This is a genomic window from Serratia plymuthica, from assembly GCF_018336935.1.
GTDB lineage: Bacteria > Pseudomonadota > Gammaproteobacteria > Enterobacterales > Enterobacteriaceae > Serratia > Serratia plymuthica_B.
Map to the genome: position 1 here is coordinate 2,276,975 of NZ_CP068771.1, position 21,136 is coordinate 2,298,110.

Consider the following 21,136-nt stretch of genomic DNA (forward strand, 5'->3'; position numbering starts at 1 on the left):
CGAGAAGTTGTAGGGTTGGAACAGGGCAATATTCAGTTAAAACAGGCCTAGCGGTTTGGCGTCGTAACTCACCAACAGGTTTTTTACCTGCTGGTAATGCGACAGCGCCACCTTGTGCGTTTCACGGCCGACGCCGGAGTTTTTATAACCGCCGAAGGCGGCATGCGCCGGGTAGAGGTGATAACAGTTGGTCCAGACGCGTCCGGCTTTGATGGCACGGCCCATGCGATAGGCGCGGTTGCTGTCACGGGTCCACAGGCCGGCGCCCAGCCCGAACTCGGTGTCGTTGGCCAGCGCCAGCGCTTCGGCTTCGTCTTTGAAGGTGGTGATGCCGATGACCGGCCCAAAGATCTCTTCACGGAAGAAGCGCATGCTGTTATTGCCGGTGATGAGCGTTGGCTGGAGATAAAAACCTTGCTGCAACGTCTGTTCCTGGCTGGTGCGCTCGCCGCCGGCGATGATTTTCCCGCCTTCGTTTTTGGCGATCTCGATGTAAGAGAGGATCTTGTCGAACTGTTGTTGGGACGCCTGCGCGCCGATCATGGTGTCGGTGTCAAACGGGTCGCCCTGGCGAATGGTGGTGATGCGCGCCAGCACTTTATCCATAAATTGCGGGTAGATTGATTCCTGGATCAACGCGCGTGAAGGGCAGGTGCAGACTTCACCCTGGTTGAAGAAACCGAGAATCAGCCCCTCAACCGCTTTATCGATAAACTCCGGTTCGGCCTGCATGATGTCTTCAAAGAAGATATTGGGCGATTTCCCGCCCAGCTCCACGGTGCTGGGAATGATATTCTCCGCCGCGCAGGCCAGAATATGCCTGCCCACCGGGGTTGAACCGGTAAAGGCGATTTTGTCGATGCGCTTGCTGGTCGCCAACGCTTCACCGGCTTCTTTGCCAAAGCCGTGAACCACGTTGAGCACGCCCGGCGGCAGCAGATCGCCAATCAACTCCAGCAGCACGCAAATGCTGAGCGGCGTCTGTTCTGCCGGCTTGAGCACCACGCAATTGCCGGCGGCCAGCGCCGGGGCCAGTTTCCAGGCCGCCATCAGCAGCGGGAAGTTCCACGGGATAATCTGCCCAACCACGCCCAGCGGTTCGTAAATATGGTAGGCCAGGGTGTACTGGTCAATCTCTGCAGCCGTGCCTTCCTGCGCGCGCAGGCAACCGGCGAAGTAGCGGAAATGATCGATCGCCAGCGGGATGTCCGCATTCAGCGTTTCGCGGATCGGCTTGCCGTTATCCCAGCTTTCGGTCAGGGCCAGCATTTCCAATTGCGACTCCATGCGATCCGCGATGGCCAGCATCACGTTGGCGCGGTTTTGTACGCTGGTGGTGCCCCAGGCGTCTGCGGCGGCGTGCGCCGCATCCAGAGCACGCTCAATATCCTGCGCGTCGGAGCGGGGGAATTCGGCGACAGTTTTCCCGGTTACCGGGGAGGTGTCGGTAAAGTAGTTACCGGAAACGGGTTCGACAAATTTGCCGTCAATGTAATTGCCGTAGCGTTGTTTGAAAGAAACCAGCGAGCCAGGCAAACCGGGATGGACATATTTCATGTTAAACACCTCTCAAAGAAACACGGGCTGTAGGGTGGGTGCCAGACTGTGGCACCGTGCCTAAACATAAGCATTGCCTATGCCACATTGTTCCATTCCTGAGGTGTTTATTTATAAAACCATTTAATATCATTAAGTTAATGGTGAAAAATACCCGCTACCGGCAATAAAAACGGTGATTTATCATTCATTTCTATTATTTTTTGTGTTCCATGTCGCAACGCATGAGACACATTCATGATACAAAAATGCAACACTTTTGCGCGGGAGAAAGGTATGTTGCATAAAGACCGGACAGCCGTAACGGGGTTCGCCTCCGACCATGAAAGCAGGCCTCTCCCCAACCCACTGTCAGAGTCCTGGCAGCGCAGCCAACATTACGGCCTGAGCCGTGCCGACGACCACGTTCCCTTTGTCCGGCCGGCCGTATTGAATGAAGTGCGCGGGCAAAACGGCTGGGTGGCGCAGCTGGCTCAACCGCTGATCGCGCGTCTGGGTGGCGAAATCAACCGACAACCTTCCATCATTGTGGTGTCTGACGCCAGCGGCCTGGTGCTGGAGACCTGCGGCAATACCCATTTCTTGCGCAAGGCGTCACGCATAGCGCTGGCACCGGGCAATCAGTGGGGTGAGCAAGAGCGCGGCACCAATGCGATCGGCACCGCGCTGGCGCTGGGAGAGTTGTGCGAGGTGAATGGCGACGAGCATTTTCTCAATCAGAACGCGGGGCTTTATTGTTCAGCCGCGCCGATTTTTCGGCCCGACGGGCAAATTGGCGGGGTACTGGATATCTCAACGCCGGTGCAACGTCCGTACGATGATGCCCGGTCACTGATTCTGCAGGCGGTCCGGCACATTGAACATCAATGGGTGAAGAGCACCGTCACCGCGCAACACTGGACGCTCAGCCTGCACAGCGATGCGCATATCCTCGGTTCCGCGCACGAACTGATCCTGGTCTTCCGCGATGACGTTCTTACCGCCGCCAACCGGCTGGCGATGCAAGAGTTCAACCTTTCACCGGAGTCTTTTGGCGCGCTGGATTTCGCCACGTTGTTCCCGGAGATGTCGCGACAGACGCTGAACTCGCCCAGCCAGACACGGGCGGCCAACAGTCGCCGTTATTACTCGCTGCTGGAGATGCCAGAGCGGCATTCGCATGTGGTCAGGCCCTTTGTTCAGCCTTTTGATCGGGACGGCGCAGACAAACAGAAAGCCTTGCGTATTTTGAACGCCGGCCTTGCGCTGTGCATTACCGGGGAAACCGGCTGCGGCAAGGAGCACTTCAGCCGGCGGCTGTTCCAGGAAAGCAAATGGCGGGAGGGCAACTTCGTGGCGATCAACTGTGCGGCGCTGCCTGAAAACCTGATCGAATCCGAGCTGTTTGGTTATGCACCCGGGGCCTTTACCGGTGCCAATCCCAAAGGCTATGCCGGCAAGATCAGAGAGGCCGACGGCGGGGTGCTGTTCCTGGACGAGATTGGCGATATGCCGCTGAGCCTGCAAACGCGGTTGCTGCGCGTATTGCAGGAAAAAACCGTCACGCCGCTGGGCAGCCGCCATGCCTGCTCGGTAGATTTTACGTTGATCTGCGCCACCAACCGCAATCTGAACACCCTGGTGGCGGCGGGGGAATTCCGCGAAGATCTGCTGTACCGCATTCAGGAATTCAGCCTGTGCATTTCACCGCTGCGGCAGCGGGCGCATATCGATCGCTTTATTCTCAGCCTTTGGCATGAGCTGGGCGCCGATAAGCGCGGCATCAGGCTGGCGCCGGACGCGCTGGCGGCCTTGGCCCGCTATTCGTGGCCCGGCAATGTGCGGCAATTGTTGAGTACGCTGAAGGTGCTGCTGGCGTTGGCGGATGACGACAACCTGATTGCTCTTGAGGACCTGCCGGAACAGTTCAACGCGCTGCCGCCGCTTTGCGCGGAGGCCAACGCCGTTGCGCAAACCGAGCCGGAGGTGTTCGCCGCCATCAGAAATGCCAACGGCAACATCAGCCAGGCGGCCAAGTCGCTGGGCGTATCGCGCAGCACGCTGTATCGCAAAATGGAGAAAAAACGCCTCAATGCAGATTGAATGCGCTGACACTAGAAAACCAAGGTGAAATTAGCTCTTCAGATAACAGGCCGCCAACAAGATTAATTCACGTCTTAGATCTGATGACGTTAATTGCCCACGCCGCGATGCATCATGCACGACGCCTTCAATTGCGGAAGCCAGCACTTGGCTGGCGACTTGCGCTCGTTCTGAACCCAAATGATGGGCAGTAAAGGTCGCGTAATACTCCGCATAGCGACGTTCAAAGTCATGATGTGCGTCACGCCCGGAGAGCGGCACTTCATCAAGCAAAACGCGGTGCAAACGCGGATTAATTAAATGCGCGGCGATTATGCCATCAATCATTCGTTCAACCTCCGCCATCAATGAGTCAGCCTGCGTAGCCTCGTTAGCGGTTTCAAAAACCAGCAATATCGACGCGAGGTGTTGTTTGCGTATCGCTTCTGCCAGAGCCAGCTTATTGGGGAAATACTGATAAAGCGAACCAATACTGACCCCAGCAATGCGAGCCACTTCATTGGTATTAAATTTTGCCCATCCGTTTTCAGCCAATAAGCGAGTAGCAACATCCAGAATGATGCCGACCAAAAATCGCGAACGGCTTTGCTGCGGCATTTTACGCATGCTTCGTGCTGTATCTGGAACACGAGTATTCACGTGAGGGCTCTCCGATTGATAATGCGAGTATTAACTCACATATCAAAAGGGAAATAAAATGGTCTTTGCAACTCAGCACAACAGGAAAATCAATCTGCTTAAACGCTCTTCCGGCATGCCGGGGCCCGATAACTTTGAGATTATTGAGCATCCTGATATCGCGTGCGGCGAGAATGAGATATTGGTTCGCAATTGCTGGTTTCGGGTCTCAATATCTACCCGCCTGATGATGAGTGACGAAGCCGAAAGTGTAAAAGGCATTCCGTTTCCACCAATCAACATTGGCGATACGCTGGCAGATGCGGCAATTGGTGAGATTGTGTCTGCGCCTGCTGCAAGCGGTTTGCAACCGGGTGAGTTCGTGCTTCATCCGTTTGGCTGGCGAGAATATGCCGCTGTCGACATAGATCTTTGCACTCGATTAGGCGACAAGCTGCTTAATCCTGCCGCCTACCTCGGTCATGGCTGGACGGCATATGCGGCTTTGACGCGTGCGACGCAGGTTAAACCTGACGATGTGGTTTTTGTTTCGAGCGGAGCGGGCGCGATTGGCTCCATGGCGGGACAAATTGCCCGTAAGCTGGGGGCCAAACGCGTCATCGGCAGTACCGGAACGCCTGAAAAGGCTTCATGGATGAAGCGGGAATTGGGTTACGACGAGGTCATCATTCGCGGTGACGGCACTATCAGCGACCAATTGCACCGCTATGCGCCCGACGGCATTGACATATTTATTGATATTGTAGGCGGTGAGCAATTGGAGGCCGCGGTTTCTCACACTCGGGAAGGTGCGAGGATTGTCCTGCTTGGGGCGCTATCGGCCGAACTTGCCAGTGCAAAGTCGACCAAATATGCGCCTGTGGAAATAGACGCTTTCGCTATTATCGTCAAGGGCGTTAGGATACGCGGATACAGCGCTGACGAAAATCCGGAAGTATTTGCCGAATGGCTTTCCTGTCTGTCACAACCTTCATGGGCGGACATCGAATTTCCTGTGACCCGGTTTAAAGGACTGGAATCGGCACCGCTGGCACTGAAAGAGACGTGTTCCGGCAAGGCACGCGGTCTGGTACTGGTTGAGCTGTAAACAACATTTAAGGGCGCCGGCGGTAAGAGCCGGCGCCTTGAAAACCGGAAGATTAATCCCCCAATCCCTGCGGATTGATTTCAGAATGTTCGATTTTCTCGTCGCTTTCCGCCCAGCGATCCAACACTTTCAGGTAGCTGCCGTTGGCGATGGCGCTGTTGAGCGAAGCCTGCACGGCATCAACCAGGCCATTACCCTTTTTCACCGTCACGGCGATGTTGGCGCTGCGCGGCCAGCCGCCCGGCACTATGCCGACCAACTTGGTTTTACCGTTTAATTTAGCCTGATAGGCGCCGGCTACGTTCGGCCCGAAAGTCGCATCGGCCCGGCCGGATTGGATCGCCAGCGTCGAGGCCGCTTTATCGGTGACGTAGATCGGCTGGATAGCGGGCAGCCCCTTGGCCTGATTCTCTTTATCCCATGCCAGCAACACCGCCTCCTGATTGGTGCCGGAGTCGACGATGATCTTTTTGCCGGCGATATCCGGTGCGGATTTTATCGAAGTGATTTTACTGTCGGCCTTCACGTAGAAGCCCAGCGTGTCCTGGCGATAAGTGGCGAAGTCGAATTTGGTTTTACGCTCATGGGTGACGGTGATGTTATAAATTGCCGCGTCGTATTTTCCTGAGGTCACCCCCAGCGGCCAGTCTTCCCAGGATGTCGGCACCAGCTTGAGTTTTAGCCCAAGCCCATCGGCGACCAGCCGGGCGATATCCGACTCGCTGCCAATCACCGTTTTATTGTCGCGGGCGTACAGCCCGAACGGCGGGCCGCTACCCAATATCGATACGGCGACGGTTAGCGTACCCGGCTCCACGAATTTAAACCCCGCCGGGATCTTGGCGACGGCCTCTGGGCTTTTAACCGTATTTATCGGGGTTTCATTGGCGATCAGATCAATTCCCGGTGCGGCATTGGCGAGGAAGGACATGCTCAGGAGTGCCGCCGCTGCGGTTAATTTAGCGCTATACATCATGATTATTACCTGCATTATTATGTTGTTGAGGCGGTCTGCTCACTATCCTCGAAGCCGCTAAATCTGTGAACGAACAAAATTAACTAACTAATTTTAGAAAAATCGGGTTGTCGCGGAATTATGCGGCGTTAGTGGGCTCCGTTTGGGAAACGGAAGATAGTGTTGTCTTCGTGTTTAACCGGTTTTCTGCTTGTCAGCCTACACTCCTGCATCTGGCTGATTGCTACGCCGCGGCGGTTCTCCCACATTCTGCAATACAAGCATACCTGGTTGACTTCTTCCGTCCGGCAGCACGGTCCGATCATTGGATGACACGGATTCACCCCTCTTTGTGTTGCTTTTCCATTCCGCTGACAGAGGGTTCTAAAAAGTATCGACTTGGGTTCTCGCCTAACACACTTTTGAAGACCGTCGAGAAAGCACTAGGGCTGCTATATCCAAGCTCCATTGCAACGCGCGTGATGGACTCACCGTTTCCCAATCGAACTACGGCAGCCAGCAGACAAGCCTGCTGCCGCCATTCGATGAAACTTATCCCCGTGTGCAGCCGGAACTGTCGCGTGAATGTACGGCGACTCATACCAGAACGTCCTGCCATATCGTCGATCCCCATTTCCAAAGAGGGCGCATTCAAAAACTCATTGCATGCTCGCGCAAGGCGTGGTTCGTCAGGCATGGGGGCGTTAAGCGATAGCGGGGGCATACTGGCGATCTCATGGAGCAGCAACGCCATCAGGTAGTCATCGCGTCCCTTGGCGGGAAAGCGAGCCGGCACGTCGACAGCGTTCTCAAGGAGTTGTCGAACCAATGGAGATACCCCAAAAACCTGGCAATGAATGGGAAAATTCAGGCGCTGCGCAGCTTGTGGACGAATATAGGTATTCAGCATGGTCACGGGGCCACGCATGTGCATGGCATGGGGGACACCCGCCGGCACCCAGATAGCTCTGAGTGGTGGGACAGCCCAATTGCCTAAGTCGGTTTCGACGGTGATGACACCGCAGGCAGCGTAAGCGAACTGTCCCCTCCGATGGCTATGCTTGGGGAACAGTTCACCATCGGCGTAGTGCTTCCTTGTCACCACCAGATCAAGGGGTGTGTTTTCGTATAAATCATAGGGATCTGTTTGCATGGCCCAATTTTAATCATATTTGACCTAAAAATGAAAGCGGGCCAAGTCGGCCGATGGCATCTTTGTCGGGTAGCAAATGAAGTCTTTCTTAATTACAGAATAAGGGCCGCTAATCCATGCATAGAAAACACATTATCCTTGCCATATTGGTAACGGCAATATGGGGAGTCAACTTCCCCATAACCAAGCTAGGGCTGGCCAGAATTGATCCGTTGCTTTTGACAGCCATCCGATTCTCATTTACCGCATTTCCGCTGGTGTTTTTTGTAAAACGCCCCCAAGTTGCAATGCGCTGGCTGGTTGCATATGGATTGATCTTCGGCGTAGCTATGTGGGCGTTGATCAATCTCGGTATTTCAATGGGGGTGCCGCCCGGCAGCGCAGCTCTGCTAATACAGTTCAGCGCGTTTTTTACGCTTGGCTGGGGTGTGTTGTTGTTTCGTGAAAGTCTGACCAGGCCACAACTGTTCGGCATTTTTTTGGCTGCAATCGGTTTGGCCTGCATCTTGATGGGCAGTCCAGGAAAATCCACGACGTTCGGTTTTATTCTGGTGATGATCAGTGCTGTAGCTTGGAGTGTCGGAAACGTCATCATTAAGCTATCCAAAGTCAAACAGATATTCGCTTTCGTTGTATGGGCAAGTATTTTCTCACCAATCCCCCTCCTGGTGCTGACTTGGTTGTGGCATGGGGCAGCCCCGTTTACCACTCTATTGTCTGGTATGCGGACCGTGGAAGTATTTTCTTTGGCATTCCAAGTGTATGCAGCCACCCATTTCTGCTATTGGGGGTGGAATCTTCTGCTGCGTGAATATCCGGCATCCAGAGTGGCTCCTTTGTCACTCCTGATTCCTGTATTTGGAACGATTAGCTCAGTATTTATCATCCATCAAAAACCTGGTGCTTGGGGGTGGGCTTCCATATCAATAATTTTGCTTGCGCTCATTATTGGAATGAGACAAGGCAAAGCAGTGGTTGTGCAAAAAAAGGTAATGGCGGATGAGGTAAAGAAACACTCATCCATTCAAGTTTTAGATTAATAGATCAGGCGCACTGCAAAATATGAACGGAAATTATCGTTCTTCCCGCGAAATCAGATCGATGCGTGGATCGCCCAAGTAGAAAAGTGGCAAAAGGAAGGTCGTATTCACTTGTCCCGCACCACGTTCAGAGGATTGGCAGCGGCGCCACTCGCTTTGGATAAAGCCTGTGCCGGGCATCTAAAGGGAGGCGTGATAATTATGAGGAGAAATTATCTGGACATAGGACTGCCTTCACGTTGGTTACACGGCAGACCGTCGGATAGTTGTTTTCTCTGATCGGTCGATGGTAGCAGCCACAGGTCATCAGTGTGTTGCATCCATCGATTGAACTCACGGCACAAAGCAGAAAATTAAGCTGGGTAGCTTTGAAAAAGTAATTACGTTCAGGATCGTTGCTGTCCAGTTTTTACCCGGAGTGGAGCCCTCAGTCGTCGATTTCTTCGTTATCGTGAACATTGGCCCGCAGCAGGCTGAGCACGTTGGGCGCCTCAACGGCCTTGCTGAACAAAAATCCCTGTCCAAAATAAAAACCGGCGTCGCACAGCGTTTGGCGCTGCTGCTCGGTTTCAATCCCTTCGGCGATGATATCGATGGACAATTTCTGCCCCAGAATGCCCATGCTTTCGACGATGCCCAATATGGCCGGTTCGTCGTTCATACGGTGGATAAAATCGCAATCCAGTTTAATGCAGTCCAGCGGGTAATCCATGATATGCGTAAAGGCCGAATGCCCGGTGCCGAAGTCATCGAGCGCAATCCTGATGCCCATTTCCTTGAGCATTTGCAAGGCCCGCAAAACATACTTCGAACCGTGTTTGTTGAACGCATGTTCGGTGACTTCCAGCTCGATGAGGTGGTGCGGAATGCGGAACATCAGTAATCGTTGCAGGAAAGTTTCGGCATAGTTGTCGCGTAAAAACTCGATAGGGGACGCGTTCAGCGACACCGGCAAGACGTTTACGCCGGCGTCGATCCAGCGCGACATATCGGCAAAGACTTTCATCTGCATGGCTTCGCTGATTTTTGTCGCCAGTTCATAGTCGCTGAAGGCTTCACTGACGGTATCCGGCAACTGCATGACGTTCACCGGGTTATACCAGCGCAATAGCGCCTCAAAACCCACGATCTCGCCGTTGACCAAATTGACCTTGGGTTGATAGCTGGGGCGGATGCGGTTATCACGCACAATCTGCCGTGCGTGGTTAAGCTGTGAGGCGCGCGCCTTTGCCTTCTCCATCATTTGTTGATTGAACATGTAAACGCCGCCGCGGCCGCCGTCCTTAAGTTCATACAGCGCGGTATCGGCGCACTTCATCAGTTCCGACGGGTCGCGTGCGTCCTGAGGATAAACGGCGCAACCGATGCTCATGCCGCAATGCAGCGCCTTACCGCCGTGGGTGATCGGCGATTCGAGCTGCATCAGAAAGTTATTGGTGATTTTGAAGATATCCTGCTCATTTTCCACGTCGCTGATGACTACCGCAAACTCATCGCCGCCGAGCCGGGAAACAAAAGAGTTGGCGTTCAGGTGCGCCGTGAGCCTTTTGGATAACACGCGCAGCAGATGATCGCCCGCAGCATGCCCCAGGGTGTCGTTAACCAGTTTAAAATGGTCGAGATCCAACAGGATCAGCCCGAGCAATTTATTGTTGTTCAGGGCGCGTTTCATTTCCTGTTTTAGCTTTTTCTTGAATAACCGTCGGTTAGGCAGGCCGGTCAGCTCGTCATATTCACTGGCGATCAGCAAACGCTTCTCGGCAATTCTCTGCGAGGTCACATCGCGGGAAACGCACAATATATTTTGTATCCGGCCATTTTTATCGGTGACCGGGCTGAGGATATTATCCCAGTGCTGCACCTTGCCATTGGGCGTGCTGCTAAGGCCGGCAAATCTGGCATTGCGGCCATTCAATACCTTGCGCAGCGCCTTTCGGCCACGCTTGCGTATTTCTACCGGCAGCAGCCCGAGCCATGGCATGCCAAACTTTTTTTGATTTTCATCCAGGCCAAGGGCAATGCAGCCCGCTTTGTTCATGTGCAGCAACGAACCGTCGTTATTGACGATCTTGATGCAGTCGACGCTGGCGTCGAGCATGTTTTGCTGCGCGGCCAAGGTCGCGGCGAGGATGTGTTTTTCCAGGACTTGTTCGTGGATATCCATGCAGATGAGACACCAGCGCGGCTCTTCAGGCAGGGGATCTTTGACCGCGTTGAACGACAGCAAAAACCAACGGAACTCACCGCTGTAATGGCGCAGGCGGCTTTCATTCACGAACGAGGTGGCGGTAGCCATTGCTTGCAGCCACAGGCTGCGCACCTGCACATAGTCAGCCGGGTGCAGGGCTTTCAACCAGCCGTCATCCTCATTATCAAATGAAGCCCCACCGGTATATTCACGCCACCGTTTATTAAAGTGTCCGCCCAGGCTTTTACCCACGCCAATGAGGTTTGGTAAACCGTCAAAAATTACATTAGCTATTATATCAACAGGATGATTATCACCACTGTAATCAGGTAAAACACTCATGCTTTGTTCCTTCTGAAAAACGCCTGAGATTCGCTCCAAAAGGAACTGTTTTAATCATATTCGTGCCTGCGGAAATATGCCAATAACCGGGCCTGCCGCGATAAAAAGGCGCTTGAAAGAATGAGATATAACGTCGGGTAAAACAGTAGGATTATTCTTGTAAAACGAGGGGTATTTTCTATGGATTAACGCTAATTCGCGATAATTCATAAAAAACGCCCCTGTCATGCGAAAGGGGCGTTTTGTTATCGCTAACCTTGAGCGTTATTTATCAAGCGCGTAAGCGATCACGTAGTCGCCACGGTCCGGTGACTGGCGTGCGCCGCCGGCGGAGATAAGAATATACTGCTTACCGCTGGTCGGTGAGACGTAGCTCATCGGGGTGCCGCCGCTGCCGACCGGCAGACGCGCTTTCCACACTTCTTTACCGGTGGATGAATCAAATGCCCGCAGATAGTAATCCTGGGTGCCGGCGATAAACACCAGGCCGCCCTGGGTTGCCAGCGTGCCGCCCAGCGTTGGCATGCCTATCGGCATTGGCGCGCGCATTTTAATGCCGAATGGCCCGGTATCTTGTACCGTACCGGCCGGTACTTGCCACACCACTTTCTGGGTTTTCAGATCGATAGCGGACAGGGTGCCGAATGGCGGTTTCTGGCACGGAATGCCCAGTGGCGACATAAAGCGGTTTTTGTTGACGCCGTAAGGGGTGCCTTTTAACGGCACTGCGCCCATCCCGGCGTTAACCGATTCGCCGCCGTTGCTGGCCGGCGCATTGGCGTCGGTTTTTTGCGGGATCATCTGCACCCACAGGCCCAAACGCATATCGTTGGCGAAGATGTAGTGGTTGTTCGGATCGGTAGACAATCCCCCCCAGTTCATGCCGCCCAGCGAACCTGGGAAGCTGAGCGAGAGATCGGTGTCCGGTGCGGTGAACAGACCATCATAACGCATCGATTTAAAGCTGATGCGGCACATCAACTGATCGAACGGCGTTGCGCCCCACATGTCGGATTCGGTTAACTTCTCAGCGCCAATCTGCGGCATGCCGACAGAGAAAGGCTGAGTCGCCGAATACTGTTCGCCCGGGATGTTGCGGGTTTTCACCGGCAGCTCTTTCACTTCGGTCAGTGGTTTGCCGGTATGGCGATCCAGCACGAAGATCTGCCCGGTTTTGCCGCCGAAGACCAGTGCAGGGCGGGTGGTGCCGTCTTTCATCGGGAAATCGATCAGGCTCGGTTGCATCGGGACATCGAAATCCCACAGATCGTTATGTACGGTCTGATAAACCCACTTTTCTTTCCCGGTTGTCGCATCGAGCGCCAGAATGGACGCCCCGTATTTGTGGTCCAGCGCATTGCGGTTAGCGCCCCAGAGATCTACCGAAGAGCTGCCCATTGGCATGAACACGGTGTTCATCGCCGGATCGTAGGACATCGGCGCCCAGGAGTTCGGCGTGCTGCGCACAAAGGTCTGGCCCGGTTTCAACGCCGCATTAGGGTCTTGATTGCCCGGGTCGAACGCCCAGCGCATTTCACCGGTGATCACGTTAAAACCACGCAACACGCCGCCAGGCATGTCGGTTTGCACGTTATCGGCCACGCGGCCGCCCACGACGACGGTAGAGCCCGCCAGCGTAGGGGCGGAGGTCAGCTGGTATTTCGGATCCGAGGCATCGCCCAGGCCGGCTTTCAGATCGACGATGCCGTTGTTGCCAAAGTGCTGGCAGAACACGCCGTTGTCGGCGTTGATCGCTACCAGGCGCGCATCGATGGTGTTCATCAGAATACGGCGCTGACAGCTGTCACCGGCGGCAAGCTCAACCGGGGCCGCAGGCGTTGAACCTGGAACCGTCGGCTGTGGCAGGGCTTTGGTGGCGTCGAAGTAGGCCAGGCCGCGGCAACGGTTCCAGACCTGCGATTGCGCGTTGATTTCACGCTTCCAGATCTCTTTCCCGCTGTCGGCTTCAACGGCGATGACGTTGTTGTGCGGCGTACACAGGAAGATGCGGTTGCCGATTTGCAGCGGCGTCTGCTGGTCTTCTGCGCCGTTGCCGCCAGGGCTGATCGGGGTATCGCCGGTGCGGAAGGTCCAGGCGACTTTCAGATCTTTCACGTTGTCGCGGGTGATCTGGTCCAGCGCCACGAAACGGCTGCCGCCTGAGGTATTGCCGTAGTTGTCCCAGTCTTTTTGCTGTTTGGCTTTATCTACCGGGATCAACGGCAACTGCTGGCCGCTGAAAGCGACGGTAGGGTGCGGCTGGAACATCTGCACGAAGGCAACGACCATACCCACCGCCAGCACGGCGGAGAGCAGGTAAGACGGCTTCGCCAGCGGCGCTTTCCCTTCCGGTTTACGCAGCGCAGGCCAGCTAAGGAAGGCCAGAATCATCAAACCGGTCGGCACCATCAGCCGTGAAATCAAAGGCCAGAAATCAAAACCGGCGTCGACCACTGACCAAATCAGCGTACCGATGAAAACCAGCAGGAACAGCGTAACTGCCGAGGATTTGCGACGGAAGAATTGCACGGCGGAAAGCAGGGTGACAATACCGGCAATCAGGAAGTAGGCGCTGCCGCCGAGCGAGACTAACTTTCCGCCGGCAATAGCGAAAAACAGGCCCGTAACGGCAAGAATTACCCCTAATAAACAACACCATAATTTAAGCTTTATACCCGGCCGGGTAGTTGAATCAGACATGTTCAGGCAGTCTCCGAAAATAATGTGTACTACTCGTTTACCAAAGTGTAATCGTTGCTCAGCAACCTGCATTGAGGCAGGGCGCGGAGCAAAGAATTAAACAGTGAATGCGCCGAATTGTACCATTTGATTCGTTAGGCTGTTAAGGATATGTTGCTTTTAAGCAAGGTTATTGTTCGCGTTTAGAACCTCGTGAAGATGCGCCGGTGCCAGAAAGACAGCGCATCCCGGTTAAGTTGCTCCAGATATTCAGGCGAGGGATTGTTTTCCAAGACATTTTCGCGGGCATGTTGAATGCCGGGATCGCTGGGACGGGACTGCCTGCGCAAAAGGATATTTTTTGCCGCAGCCAGTTCCTGGTCGCTTAACTGCGCCAATTCCCGTTCCATTTGCTGCAAAAAAGCGGCGGTATAATGATCCAGTTGCGTGACGGTATATTGGGGGGACTGTAACGCAAAGAAAATACCTTCGACATCGACGCAGCGATAATAAGCACAATGCACGACATAACCAATATTCAGGTCGACGCGCAGGCGCTGGAAATAGCGCGGGGCATAAAGCTGCGCCAGCAGTTGTAGCGCCCAACGCGCGGCGGCCGATGTGTCCGGCAGCGGATAAAACAATAACCGGGCATTTTCATCGCCGTTTTCCGAGAGCGCGACGCGCTCTGCGGGCGTACGAATGCGGTATTCCCCGGCGGGGACGATCGGCTCGGGAAAATCATTGAGCGAGTACGCCAACCCTTGTCGTAAAACCTCATTCCCGCCGACCAGCGTGGCTTGCCAGCTCACGAGGCCCGGCGTTAATCCTGCCGCCAATGCGGCGGGCAACTGCGCCAATAAGCGCCGGATGGCGATGTCGCCTTGTTCCCGTGCCTGCGCTCGCCGGCAGGTTCTCACTGCGTCATGCCGCATGGCGGGTGACATCGCCGCCAGCCGGTGGTTGATGGCGTTGACGGCGCGGCACATCAACGCATCATCTCCGGCCAGTTGCAGTAACCACACACCCTGGTGACGTTCGACGCTCAGATGCCCATCCTGATGCGCCAACTCTGCCGCCAGGGTACGCAATGCCGCCTGAAGGAGATAGCCCCGTTGTTCCTCGAAAAGCACCTCCGGCGCGGGCCGCAACAGCAAAACGGGAGCACCCTCATCCTGAGGCAGATGTTTTAACGGTGCATGGCCGATGGACGAGGTGGCGCCATGCATCGATGCGACGTCGACAGGGAAGAACGTGAAGCGCCTGGTGGCAGGCGCTGCGCTTTCCGGATGGAATGGGGTCAGTTTTAAAGGCAATCCTCGATACTCGGTGACTTCGCCGCCGGCATAAGGGCGTACAGATAAACGGCTCATTGAGGCGGACGAAAGCATGGCGATCCGTTCTGCCCACTTGTCGGTCGCCTGCACCGGCGGCAGGCCGAAGGCGTTCGCCCGTAATTGTTCGAGCGGCGCAAGACGGTCAAATGCCCGATTAGCCAGGCGGCTATAGTGTTCGCGCTGGCGTTCGCTCAGGCCGGTCAATTGCTCCAGCCAACTAAACAGGGCGGCTTCAATGGCTGCTGCCTCTGCGGCGGTGCCCCGGATGACGGTGAACGCCAGAGTGAGCAGTGAACAGGCTTCGCCGCATCTGGCGTGAATTAACCGGACAGCGTCGCAGTATTCCTCTGCGCGCAGCCAGGCCATCAGGCCGCCAGGCGCTTCGTCCAGCAGCAGGCATTCCAACAACCGCAGCCATGGGCGCTGTGTGGCCGGTGGTTGATTGAGGGCAAAGGTCAATCGCAACTGCGGCGCGCCAGGCAAATCGAGCGTACGGTCGCCTATCGGAACCGCGCGTGAGACGCCAGGCGCTGGAGGGCAAACCCCCTTGGCAATGCGCGCGCCATATTCTTCGGCCACGGCGCGCAATTGATCCGGCGACTGTGGCCCTTGCAGCCACAGCGTCATGTTAGCGGCGTTGTAATGCCGTTGATAAAACTGTTGCAGCGCATGGCGCAGCACCGCCATATCCTCGCCAAAACCGGCGCGGCTGCCGATATGGAAGCGATGCATCGCCGTGATGCCGTCAAAGGCTTGCTGCTGTGCCGCCTCACAGAGCGTTTCTCCCTCCGTGCGCAGCAATTGGTATTCGGCGTCAATGATATCCGCCTCTTGATCCAACGCTTCGGTCGCCAGCAGCGGGGCGCTCAGCATATCGATCAGTCGGTCGATGCCGGCATCAAATTGCTCGGGGCCGACCTCAAAAAAGAAGAAGGTGCGCGTCGCTTGAGTGGTGGCGTTAAGACGCCCTCCCTGGGAAGGCGCCCAGTTCATTAAACCCTCCCGCGCCTGGAATCGTTCGCTGCCGCGAAACAGCATATGTTCAAGCAGATGCGCCAGCCCCGGCCATGCGAGCGGTTCGTGGTAGCTGCCCGCATCGACCTGCATCAGCGCGGCGGCGCGGGTCGCTGCGGGATCGCTGATCAGATTAACGTGCAATCCGTTGCCGAGTCGCACAGATGAGGCGTGACGTCCCATGATTTAACCTTTGAAGATTAACTTCGAGTTGGCGGAGTTGCGAAAACGCAGTTGCTCAATCCCGATTTGCGTATGGTTGGCGGCCTCGCGTGCGGCCAGTATGGTGCCATGGTGTGGTGATTTGGAGCACACTGGGTCGGCATTTTGGGCGTCGCCGGTCAGCATGAACGCCTGGCAGCGACAACCGCCGTAATCTTTCTCTTTCTCGGGGCAGGAACGGCATGGCTCCGGCATCCAGTCATAACCCCGATAGCGGTTAAAACCAAAGGAGTGATACCAAATGTGTTGCAAGTCATGTTCCAGCACCGAAGGGAACTTCACCGGCAATTGACGCGCGCTGTGGCAGGGCAACGCCATGCCTTCCGGCGTCACGCTCAAAAAGATCGCGCCCCAGCCGCCCATGCACCCTTTAGGCCGCTCTTCGTAATAATCGGGCGTGACGAACAGCAGGTTCGCCAGATTACCGCTGTCGCGCATTTTTTCGCGGTAACGCTTCACGACCTCTTCCGCACGCGCAATTTGTTCGCGGGTCGGCAGCAGGCCCTCGCGATTTAACTGCGCCCAGCCATAGAACTGACAGGTCGCCAGTTCGACATCGTCGGCTTCCAGTTGAATGGCCAGCTCAATAATGCGGTCTATTTGATCGATATTGTGGCGATGCAGCACGAAGTTGAGCACCATCGGATAACCGAGCGCCTTAACCGCTTTCGCCATCGCCAGTTTTTGCTGGAATGCCTTGGCGGATCCCGCCAGTGCGGCATTCAGCGTTTCATCGCTGGCTTGAAAACTGATCTGGATATGGTCCAAGCCGGCGTCCGCGAAGGTTTGCAGTTTTTTCTCGGTCAGGCCGATGCCGGAGGTGATCAGGTTGGTGTAAAAGCCCAGATCGCGCGCGGCGGCGATCAGCTCGGGCAGATCCTGGCGCACCAGCGGCTCGCCGCCGGAAAAGCCCAATTGTACGCTGCCCATCGCCCGAGCCTGGCGGAACACCTCTATCCACTGTTCGGTGGTCAGCTCTTGCTCCTGGGCGGCAAAATCGAGCGGATTAGAACAGTAGGGACATTGCAACGGGCAACGGTAAGTCAGCTCCGCCAACAGCCAGAGCGGAGGATTTACCGCAGGGGCGGCGGTTATGTCAGTCACGGAAAATCACCCATTTTTGCGCATAGGCGCGTTGGAAAAACTCGACTACGTCGTCCGCCAACCCCGGCGCCTCTGGGAAACGGGCATTCAGTTGGCCGATGATGTCATTCAGCGTCGATTTGCCATCGACCAGTTGCAAAATGAGTGCGGCGCTTTCATTCAGTTTCGCCATGCCCTCCGGATAGAGAATGACATGGCTGTTTTGCACGGCTTCCCACTGCAGGCGATAACCGCGCCGGAATAGCGGGGTTTGTTCTCGGTTCAGCGTCATTACACCAATCTCCGGTTATGCCATACCCGCGCATCGGTCACGCAGTGGTAAGGGCGCCTGTTAAGGGTATAAGCCATGCTCATGGCATCCAACATGCTCCAGAGGATATCCAGTTTGAATTGCAGGATCTCAAGCATGCGCTGTTGTTTCTCTACGGTATCGCAATAATCCAGCGCCAGCGCCAACCCGTGTTCAACGTCGCGGTTGGCTTGCCCCAGACGGCTGCGGAAGTAATCGTAACCTTCGGCATCAATCCACGGATAATGCTGCGGCCAGCTATCAAGACGCGACTGGTGGATTTGCGGCGCAAACAGTTCGGTCAGCGAACTGCATGCCGCTTCTTGCCAGCATGCGCGGCGAGCGAAGTTGACGTAAGCATCCACCGCGAAGCGCACGCCCGGCAATACCAATTCCTCGGACAGCAGGACGTCGCGCTCAAGGCCCACCGCCTCGCCGAGGCGCAGCCAGGCTTCAATTCCGCCTTCGCTACCGTCGTATCCATCGTGATCGAGAATGCGCTGCACCCATTTGCGCCGCGTTTGCGGGTGCGGACAGTTAGCCATGATCGCCGCATCCTTGATCGGGATGCTGGTCTGATAATAAAAGCGGTTAGCCACCCAACCCTGGATCTGTTCCCGCGTCGCTTCACCCTTGTGCATCGCGATGTGATACGGGTGATGGATATGATAATAGGCGCCTTTGGCGCGCAGCGCCGCTTCGAACTCCGGCGCCGAAAGTGGCTGTTGTTGTGTCATGGTACTCACCTACAATTCGATGTTCATCCCGTCCCAACTCACTTCAATGCCGGCGTCGGTCAGGCTTTGGCGCTCGGCGGAGTCTTCGTCAAGAATGGGATTGGTATTGTTAATATGGATCAGGATCTTGCGTTTGGCCGGCAGGTTGCCGAGCAAGGCCGCCAGACCCTGTTCTTCCGCCAGCGCCAGATGGCCCATGTCTTTGCCGGTATTGTGGCCGACGCCGAGGTTAGCCAACTCATTGTCGCGCCACAACGTACCGTCGATCAGCAGGCAATCTGCGCGCTGTAGCCACGGGAGCAGCGCGTCGTCCGGCTCGCCGAGGCCGGGCGCGTAGAGCAGGCTGGTGCCGCGCAGCTTATCTTCAATAAACAGGGCGACGTTGTGGCCTGGCAGCGGGCGATTGCGGTAGCGGGAATACGGCGGCGCATTGCTCAGGAGCGGTATCGCGGTGAAGCGGATCGTCGGGCAAACCGCCGTCTGGAACGATTCCAGCGGAACGACAGGGTGATGAATCAAGCCGCCATTCCAATGCGACAGCATGGTAAATACCGGGAAACCGGTGTTGAGATCGTCGTGAACTTCACGGGTACACCAAACGTGGTGTGGGCAACCTTCACGCAAACTGAGTAAGCCGGCGCTGTGATCGATTTGGCTGTCGGTCAGGATAATGGCGCCGATACCGGTGCCGCGAAGCACGTCGGGGTTGCTCAATTCGGGCGAAGCAAGCAGTTGCTGGCAAATATCGGGAGAGGCGTTGCACAGCACCCAGTTTTTACCGTCGTCGGTTATGGCGATCGAGGACTGCGTTCGGGGCGAGGCGTTGAGCGTTTTGTTGCGCACGCCTTGACAGTTTTTGCAGTTGCAGTTCCATTGTGGAAAACCGCCGCCCGCTGCAGAGCCGAGAACTTTAATCTGCATGTATTGACCAGGAAAAGAGGGAAGGAAATGCCCGCTCCAGGGGAGCGGGCAGAGGGGCGATTAACGGTTGGAAATGTACAGTGTTACTTCCAGCCCCAGACGCAGATCAACAAATTCTGGTTTGGTCCAAGTCGTCATAGCGGTACTCCTGTTGTGTGAATCAAGATGGGACAAGCCAGGTAACCAAATCGGCCTCACCCGGCGCGGCCCCGATGTTGATGAAATATGATGAAATTCGCAACCTTATAAAGGTAAGTTTTTTATTCGCCCCACGAAGCGCTCAAGGTGCTGAGCCAATTACGCCAGGCCAATTTTTCCAATAACCGGTCATCAAAACCAGCCTGCGACAATGCCTGCATCAGGTGCGGTAAACCGCTCACGTCACCAAGCCGTTGCGGAATGTTCACCCCATCGAAGTCAGAACCGAATCCAACGCGGTCTTCTCCAAGTTTAGCGATCAAAAACTCAATGTGTTTAACAATTTCTGTCAAAGGTGTCGTTGCACTGTCACGTTTTCCGTCAGCGCGAAGAAACGCAGTGCCAAAATTAACTCCAACGAAACCATTGCTTTGCGCGATAGTTTCTAGTTGTGCATCGGTCAGATTGCGCGGTTGCGGGCACAATGCATGGGCATTTGAGTGAGTGGCGACCAGAGGGCGGTTGCTGAGCGCTGCCGTGTCCCAAAATGCTTTTTCGTTCATGTGCGAAACGTCGACCATGATACGGCGCCGATTGCAGGCGCGGATTAGCGCTTTACCTGCCTGAGTTAAACCCGCACCGCTGTCCGGCGAGCCGGGAAATGGCCCGGTGACGCCTTCGCCGAACGCATTGGGCAGATTCCAGAAGGGCCCTATGCTGCGCACACCTAAATCGTAAAACCGATCGAGGCGCGTCAGTTCTGCATCCAGGGCGCCGGCCCCTTCGATGTGCAGCACCGCGGCAATGAGCCGATGGCGCCGGCAATATTCTATCTCACTGACCGTGCGGCATATTCGTAATCGGCCTTCAGACGCCTGTTCCAACCGATACATTATGGCGATCTGTGCTTCGGTGATCGCCAACGGATCGTAGCCGGCGAGAACCTGCTCTTCGGTCTGGTTACGTATCTGCGCGATATAACTCGCCGGGGGGATGAAGACTGCAAATAACCCGCCGAAAAATCCGCCGCGTTTCATGCGTGCAAAGTCCAGATGACCGTTTTCCACCCTGGAGTAAAAAGCGGTAACGGGATCGTCAGGGTGCTCCAGCCAAAGCTTGAGCAGCAAATCGTTGTGGCCGTCAAAAATAGGCAAGGGGGATAAGATTGTCATGAGTTCCACTGTAAAAATGACCGGTCTGAGGCGGCGACAGGATTATACGAGCCATATTATCGCGCCGGGAAGCAACTGGGTAGCGCCGTCTGGGCGGGCTTCTCGCGGTGTATCTCTGATTCGGTACGATAATAATGCCAATTAACGAAAGCCCATGCCACAGTGCGACCACCAAAACGCTTTATTCCTCTGAATTAGCAGCCCTTTGATTAGGGTGAATGGCGATGGGCATACGATTGCGCGTTCTAACGTGAATCAATACCTAGATGATGAAGCGATCGATTATTTTATTTCCCCTGAAAAAGTAAGGGGCAATAAACAGTGTTGGCCTTGATGGATAATTAATAGACCGGCGAGCGCCAATATATTGTGTCTTCGATATTCCTGGCGCTTTACTCTTTGTATTTTTGGTTTCTTTAGTTACATAAGGTTAGATATTTAAATTCATTACGTTAATATTCCCGCTCCACTATGCAGTGC

16 protein-coding genes are annotated in these 21,136 nt (G+C 55.3%); 3 read left to right on the forward strand and 13 right to left on the reverse strand.

The genetic code is table 11. The features are described 5' to 3' along the window. Window positions 1-36: 36 nt before the first annotated feature. Window positions 37-1,557 (reverse strand): acetaldehyde dehydrogenase ExaC, encoded by a 1,521-nt coding sequence (gene exaC, locus JK621_RS10865; protein ID WP_212559794.1) that lies wholly within the window; start codon window positions 1,555-1,557, stop codon window positions 37-39. 276 nt (window positions 1,558-1,833) lie between these two features. Here exaC and JK621_RS10870 point away from each other — a divergent pair, with 276 nt between their 5' ends. Next, complete coding sequence (locus JK621_RS10870) at window positions 1,834-3,639, forward strand: sigma-54-dependent Fis family transcriptional regulator (protein WP_212559795.1); 1,806 nt, start codon at window positions 1,834-1,836, stop codon at window positions 3,637-3,639. 30 nt (window positions 3,640-3,669) lie between these two features. Here JK621_RS10870 and JK621_RS10875 read toward each other — a convergent pair whose 3' ends face one another. Next, window positions 3,670-4,278: a TetR/AcrR family transcriptional regulator gene (locus tag JK621_RS10875; RefSeq protein WP_249337171.1), complete on the reverse strand. Its 609-nt coding sequence runs from the start codon at window positions 4,276-4,278 to the stop codon at window positions 3,670-3,672. A gap of 58 nt (window positions 4,279-4,336) precedes the next feature. On the opposite strand from JK621_RS10875, the gene JK621_RS10880 reads away from it, so the two are divergent. Next, window positions 4,337-5,365, forward strand: a complete 1,029-nt coding sequence (locus JK621_RS10880; protein WP_212559796.1) for an MDR family NADP-dependent oxidoreductase — start codon at window positions 4,337-4,339, stop codon at window positions 5,363-5,365. Window positions 5,366-5,417: 52 nt separating this feature from the next. On the opposite strand, the gene JK621_RS10885 is transcribed toward JK621_RS10880, so the two are convergent. Together JK621_RS10885 and JK621_RS10890 are read right to left on the reverse strand one after the other, a co-directional pair. Then, window positions 5,418-6,341, reverse strand: coding sequence for an ABC transporter substrate-binding protein (locus JK621_RS10885; RefSeq protein ID WP_212559797.1), 924 nt, complete (start codon window positions 6,339-6,341; stop codon window positions 5,418-5,420). 319 nt (window positions 6,342-6,660) lie between these two features. Beyond that, on the reverse strand, window positions 6,661-7,473 hold the full coding sequence (locus JK621_RS10890; protein ID WP_212559798.1) for an AraC family transcriptional regulator: 813 nt from the start codon (window positions 7,471-7,473) through the stop codon (window positions 6,661-6,663). A 116-nt stretch (window positions 7,474-7,589) separates the two neighbouring features. On the opposite strand from JK621_RS10890, the gene JK621_RS10895 reads away from it, so the two are divergent. Further along, window positions 7,590-8,513, forward strand: coding sequence for an EamA family transporter (locus JK621_RS10895; RefSeq protein WP_212559799.1), 924 nt, complete (start codon window positions 7,590-7,592; stop codon window positions 8,511-8,513). A gap of 427 nt (window positions 8,514-8,940) precedes the next feature. Here the strand turns inward: JK621_RS10895 and JK621_RS10900 are convergent, their stop codons facing one another. From JK621_RS10900 to JK621_RS10940, 9 genes are all read right to left on the reverse strand, one after another. Then, window positions 8,941-11,043 carry a putative bifunctional diguanylate cyclase/phosphodiesterase gene (locus JK621_RS10900; RefSeq protein WP_212559800.1) on the reverse strand — a complete coding sequence of 701 codons (2,103 nt, stop codon included), beginning with the start codon at window positions 11,041-11,043 and terminating at the stop codon, window positions 8,941-8,943. 264 nt (window positions 11,044-11,307) lie between these two features. Next, window positions 11,308-13,743, reverse strand: coding sequence for a glucose/quinate/shikimate family membrane-bound PQQ-dependent dehydrogenase (locus tag JK621_RS10905; RefSeq protein WP_212559801.1), 2,436 nt, complete (start codon window positions 13,741-13,743; stop codon window positions 11,308-11,310). Between the two features lie 182 nt (window positions 13,744-13,925). Then, a complete protein-coding gene (gene pqqF, locus JK621_RS10910; protein ID WP_212559802.1) occupies window positions 13,926-16,256 on the reverse strand; it encodes a pyrroloquinoline quinone biosynthesis protein PqqF in 2,331 nt (776 codons plus the stop codon). Window positions 16,257-16,259: 3 nt separating this feature from the next. Further along, complete coding sequence (pqqE, locus tag JK621_RS10915) at window positions 16,260-17,399, reverse strand: pyrroloquinoline quinone biosynthesis protein PqqE (protein ID WP_432761924.1); 1,140 nt, start codon at window positions 17,397-17,399, stop codon at window positions 16,260-16,262. After that, entirely contained in the window at window positions 17,392-17,670 is a 279-nt protein-coding gene (gene pqqD / locus JK621_RS10920) for a pyrroloquinoline quinone biosynthesis peptide chaperone PqqD (protein WP_212559803.1), read from the reverse strand. The genes pqqE and pqqD overlap by 8 nt, the downstream gene beginning before the upstream one ends. Beyond that, a complete protein-coding gene (gene pqqC, locus JK621_RS10925) occupies window positions 17,670-18,425 on the reverse strand; it encodes a pyrroloquinoline-quinone synthase PqqC (RefSeq protein WP_212559804.1) in 756 nt (251 codons plus the stop codon). The genes pqqD and pqqC overlap by 1 nt, the downstream gene beginning before the upstream one ends. Window positions 18,426-18,434: 9 nt before the next feature. Then, entirely contained in the window at window positions 18,435-19,346 is a 912-nt protein-coding gene (gene pqqB / locus JK621_RS10930) for a pyrroloquinoline quinone biosynthesis protein PqqB (RefSeq protein WP_212559805.1), read from the reverse strand. 60 nt (window positions 19,347-19,406) lie between these two features. Further along, window positions 19,407-19,484, reverse strand: coding sequence for a pyrroloquinoline quinone precursor peptide PqqA (gene pqqA, locus JK621_RS10935; protein WP_004937827.1), 78 nt, complete (start codon window positions 19,482-19,484; stop codon window positions 19,407-19,409). A gap of 122 nt (window positions 19,485-19,606) precedes the next feature. Next, entirely contained in the window at window positions 19,607-20,656 is a 1,050-nt protein-coding gene (locus JK621_RS10940; protein WP_212559806.1) for a dipeptidase, read from the reverse strand. Window positions 20,657-21,136: the final 480 nt, after the last annotated feature.

Coding starts and splice junctions, on each gene's coding strand:
- JK621_RS10895 (WP_212559799.1), top strand. CDS start 7,590: ATGCATAGAAAACACATTATCCTTGCCATATTGGTAACGGCAATATGG.
- pqqD (WP_212559803.1), bottom strand. CDS start 17,670: ATGACGCTGAACCGAGAACAAACCCCGCTATTCCGGCGCGGTTATCGC.
- JK621_RS10885 (WP_212559797.1), bottom strand. CDS start 6,341: ATGATGTATAGCGCTAAATTAACCGCAGCGGCGGCACTCCTGAGCATG.
- JK621_RS10890 (WP_212559798.1), bottom strand. CDS start 7,473: ATGCAAACAGATCCCTATGATTTATACGAAAACACACCCCTTGATCTG.
- JK621_RS10880 (WP_212559796.1), top strand. CDS start 4,337: ATGGTCTTTGCAACTCAGCACAACAGGAAAATCAATCTGCTTAAACGC.
- JK621_RS10905 (WP_212559801.1), bottom strand. CDS start 13,743: ATGTCTGATTCAACTACCCGGCCGGGTATAAAGCTTAAATTATGGTGT.
- exaC (WP_212559794.1), bottom strand. CDS start 1,557: ATGAAATATGTCCATCCCGGTTTGCCTGGCTCGCTGGTTTCTTTCAAA.
- pqqB (WP_212559805.1), bottom strand. CDS start 19,346: ATGCAGATTAAAGTTCTCGGCTCTGCAGCGGGCGGCGGTTTTCCACAA.
- pqqF (WP_212559802.1), bottom strand. CDS start 16,256: ATGGGACGTCACGCCTCATCTGTGCGACTCGGCAACGGATTGCACGTT.
- JK621_RS10870 (WP_212559795.1), top strand. CDS start 1,834: ATGTTGCATAAAGACCGGACAGCCGTAACGGGGTTCGCCTCCGACCAT.
- pqqA (WP_004937827.1), bottom strand. CDS start 19,484: ATGACGACTTGGACCAAACCAGAATTTGTTGATCTGCGTCTGGGGCTG.
- JK621_RS10900 (WP_212559800.1), bottom strand. CDS start 11,043: ATGAGTGTTTTACCTGATTACAGTGGTGATAATCATCCTGTTGATATA.
- pqqC (WP_212559804.1), bottom strand. CDS start 18,425: ATGACACAACAACAGCCACTTTCGGCGCCGGAGTTCGAAGCGGCGCTG.
- JK621_RS10940 (WP_212559806.1), bottom strand. CDS start 20,656: ATGACAATCTTATCCCCCTTGCCTATTTTTGACGGCCACAACGATTTG.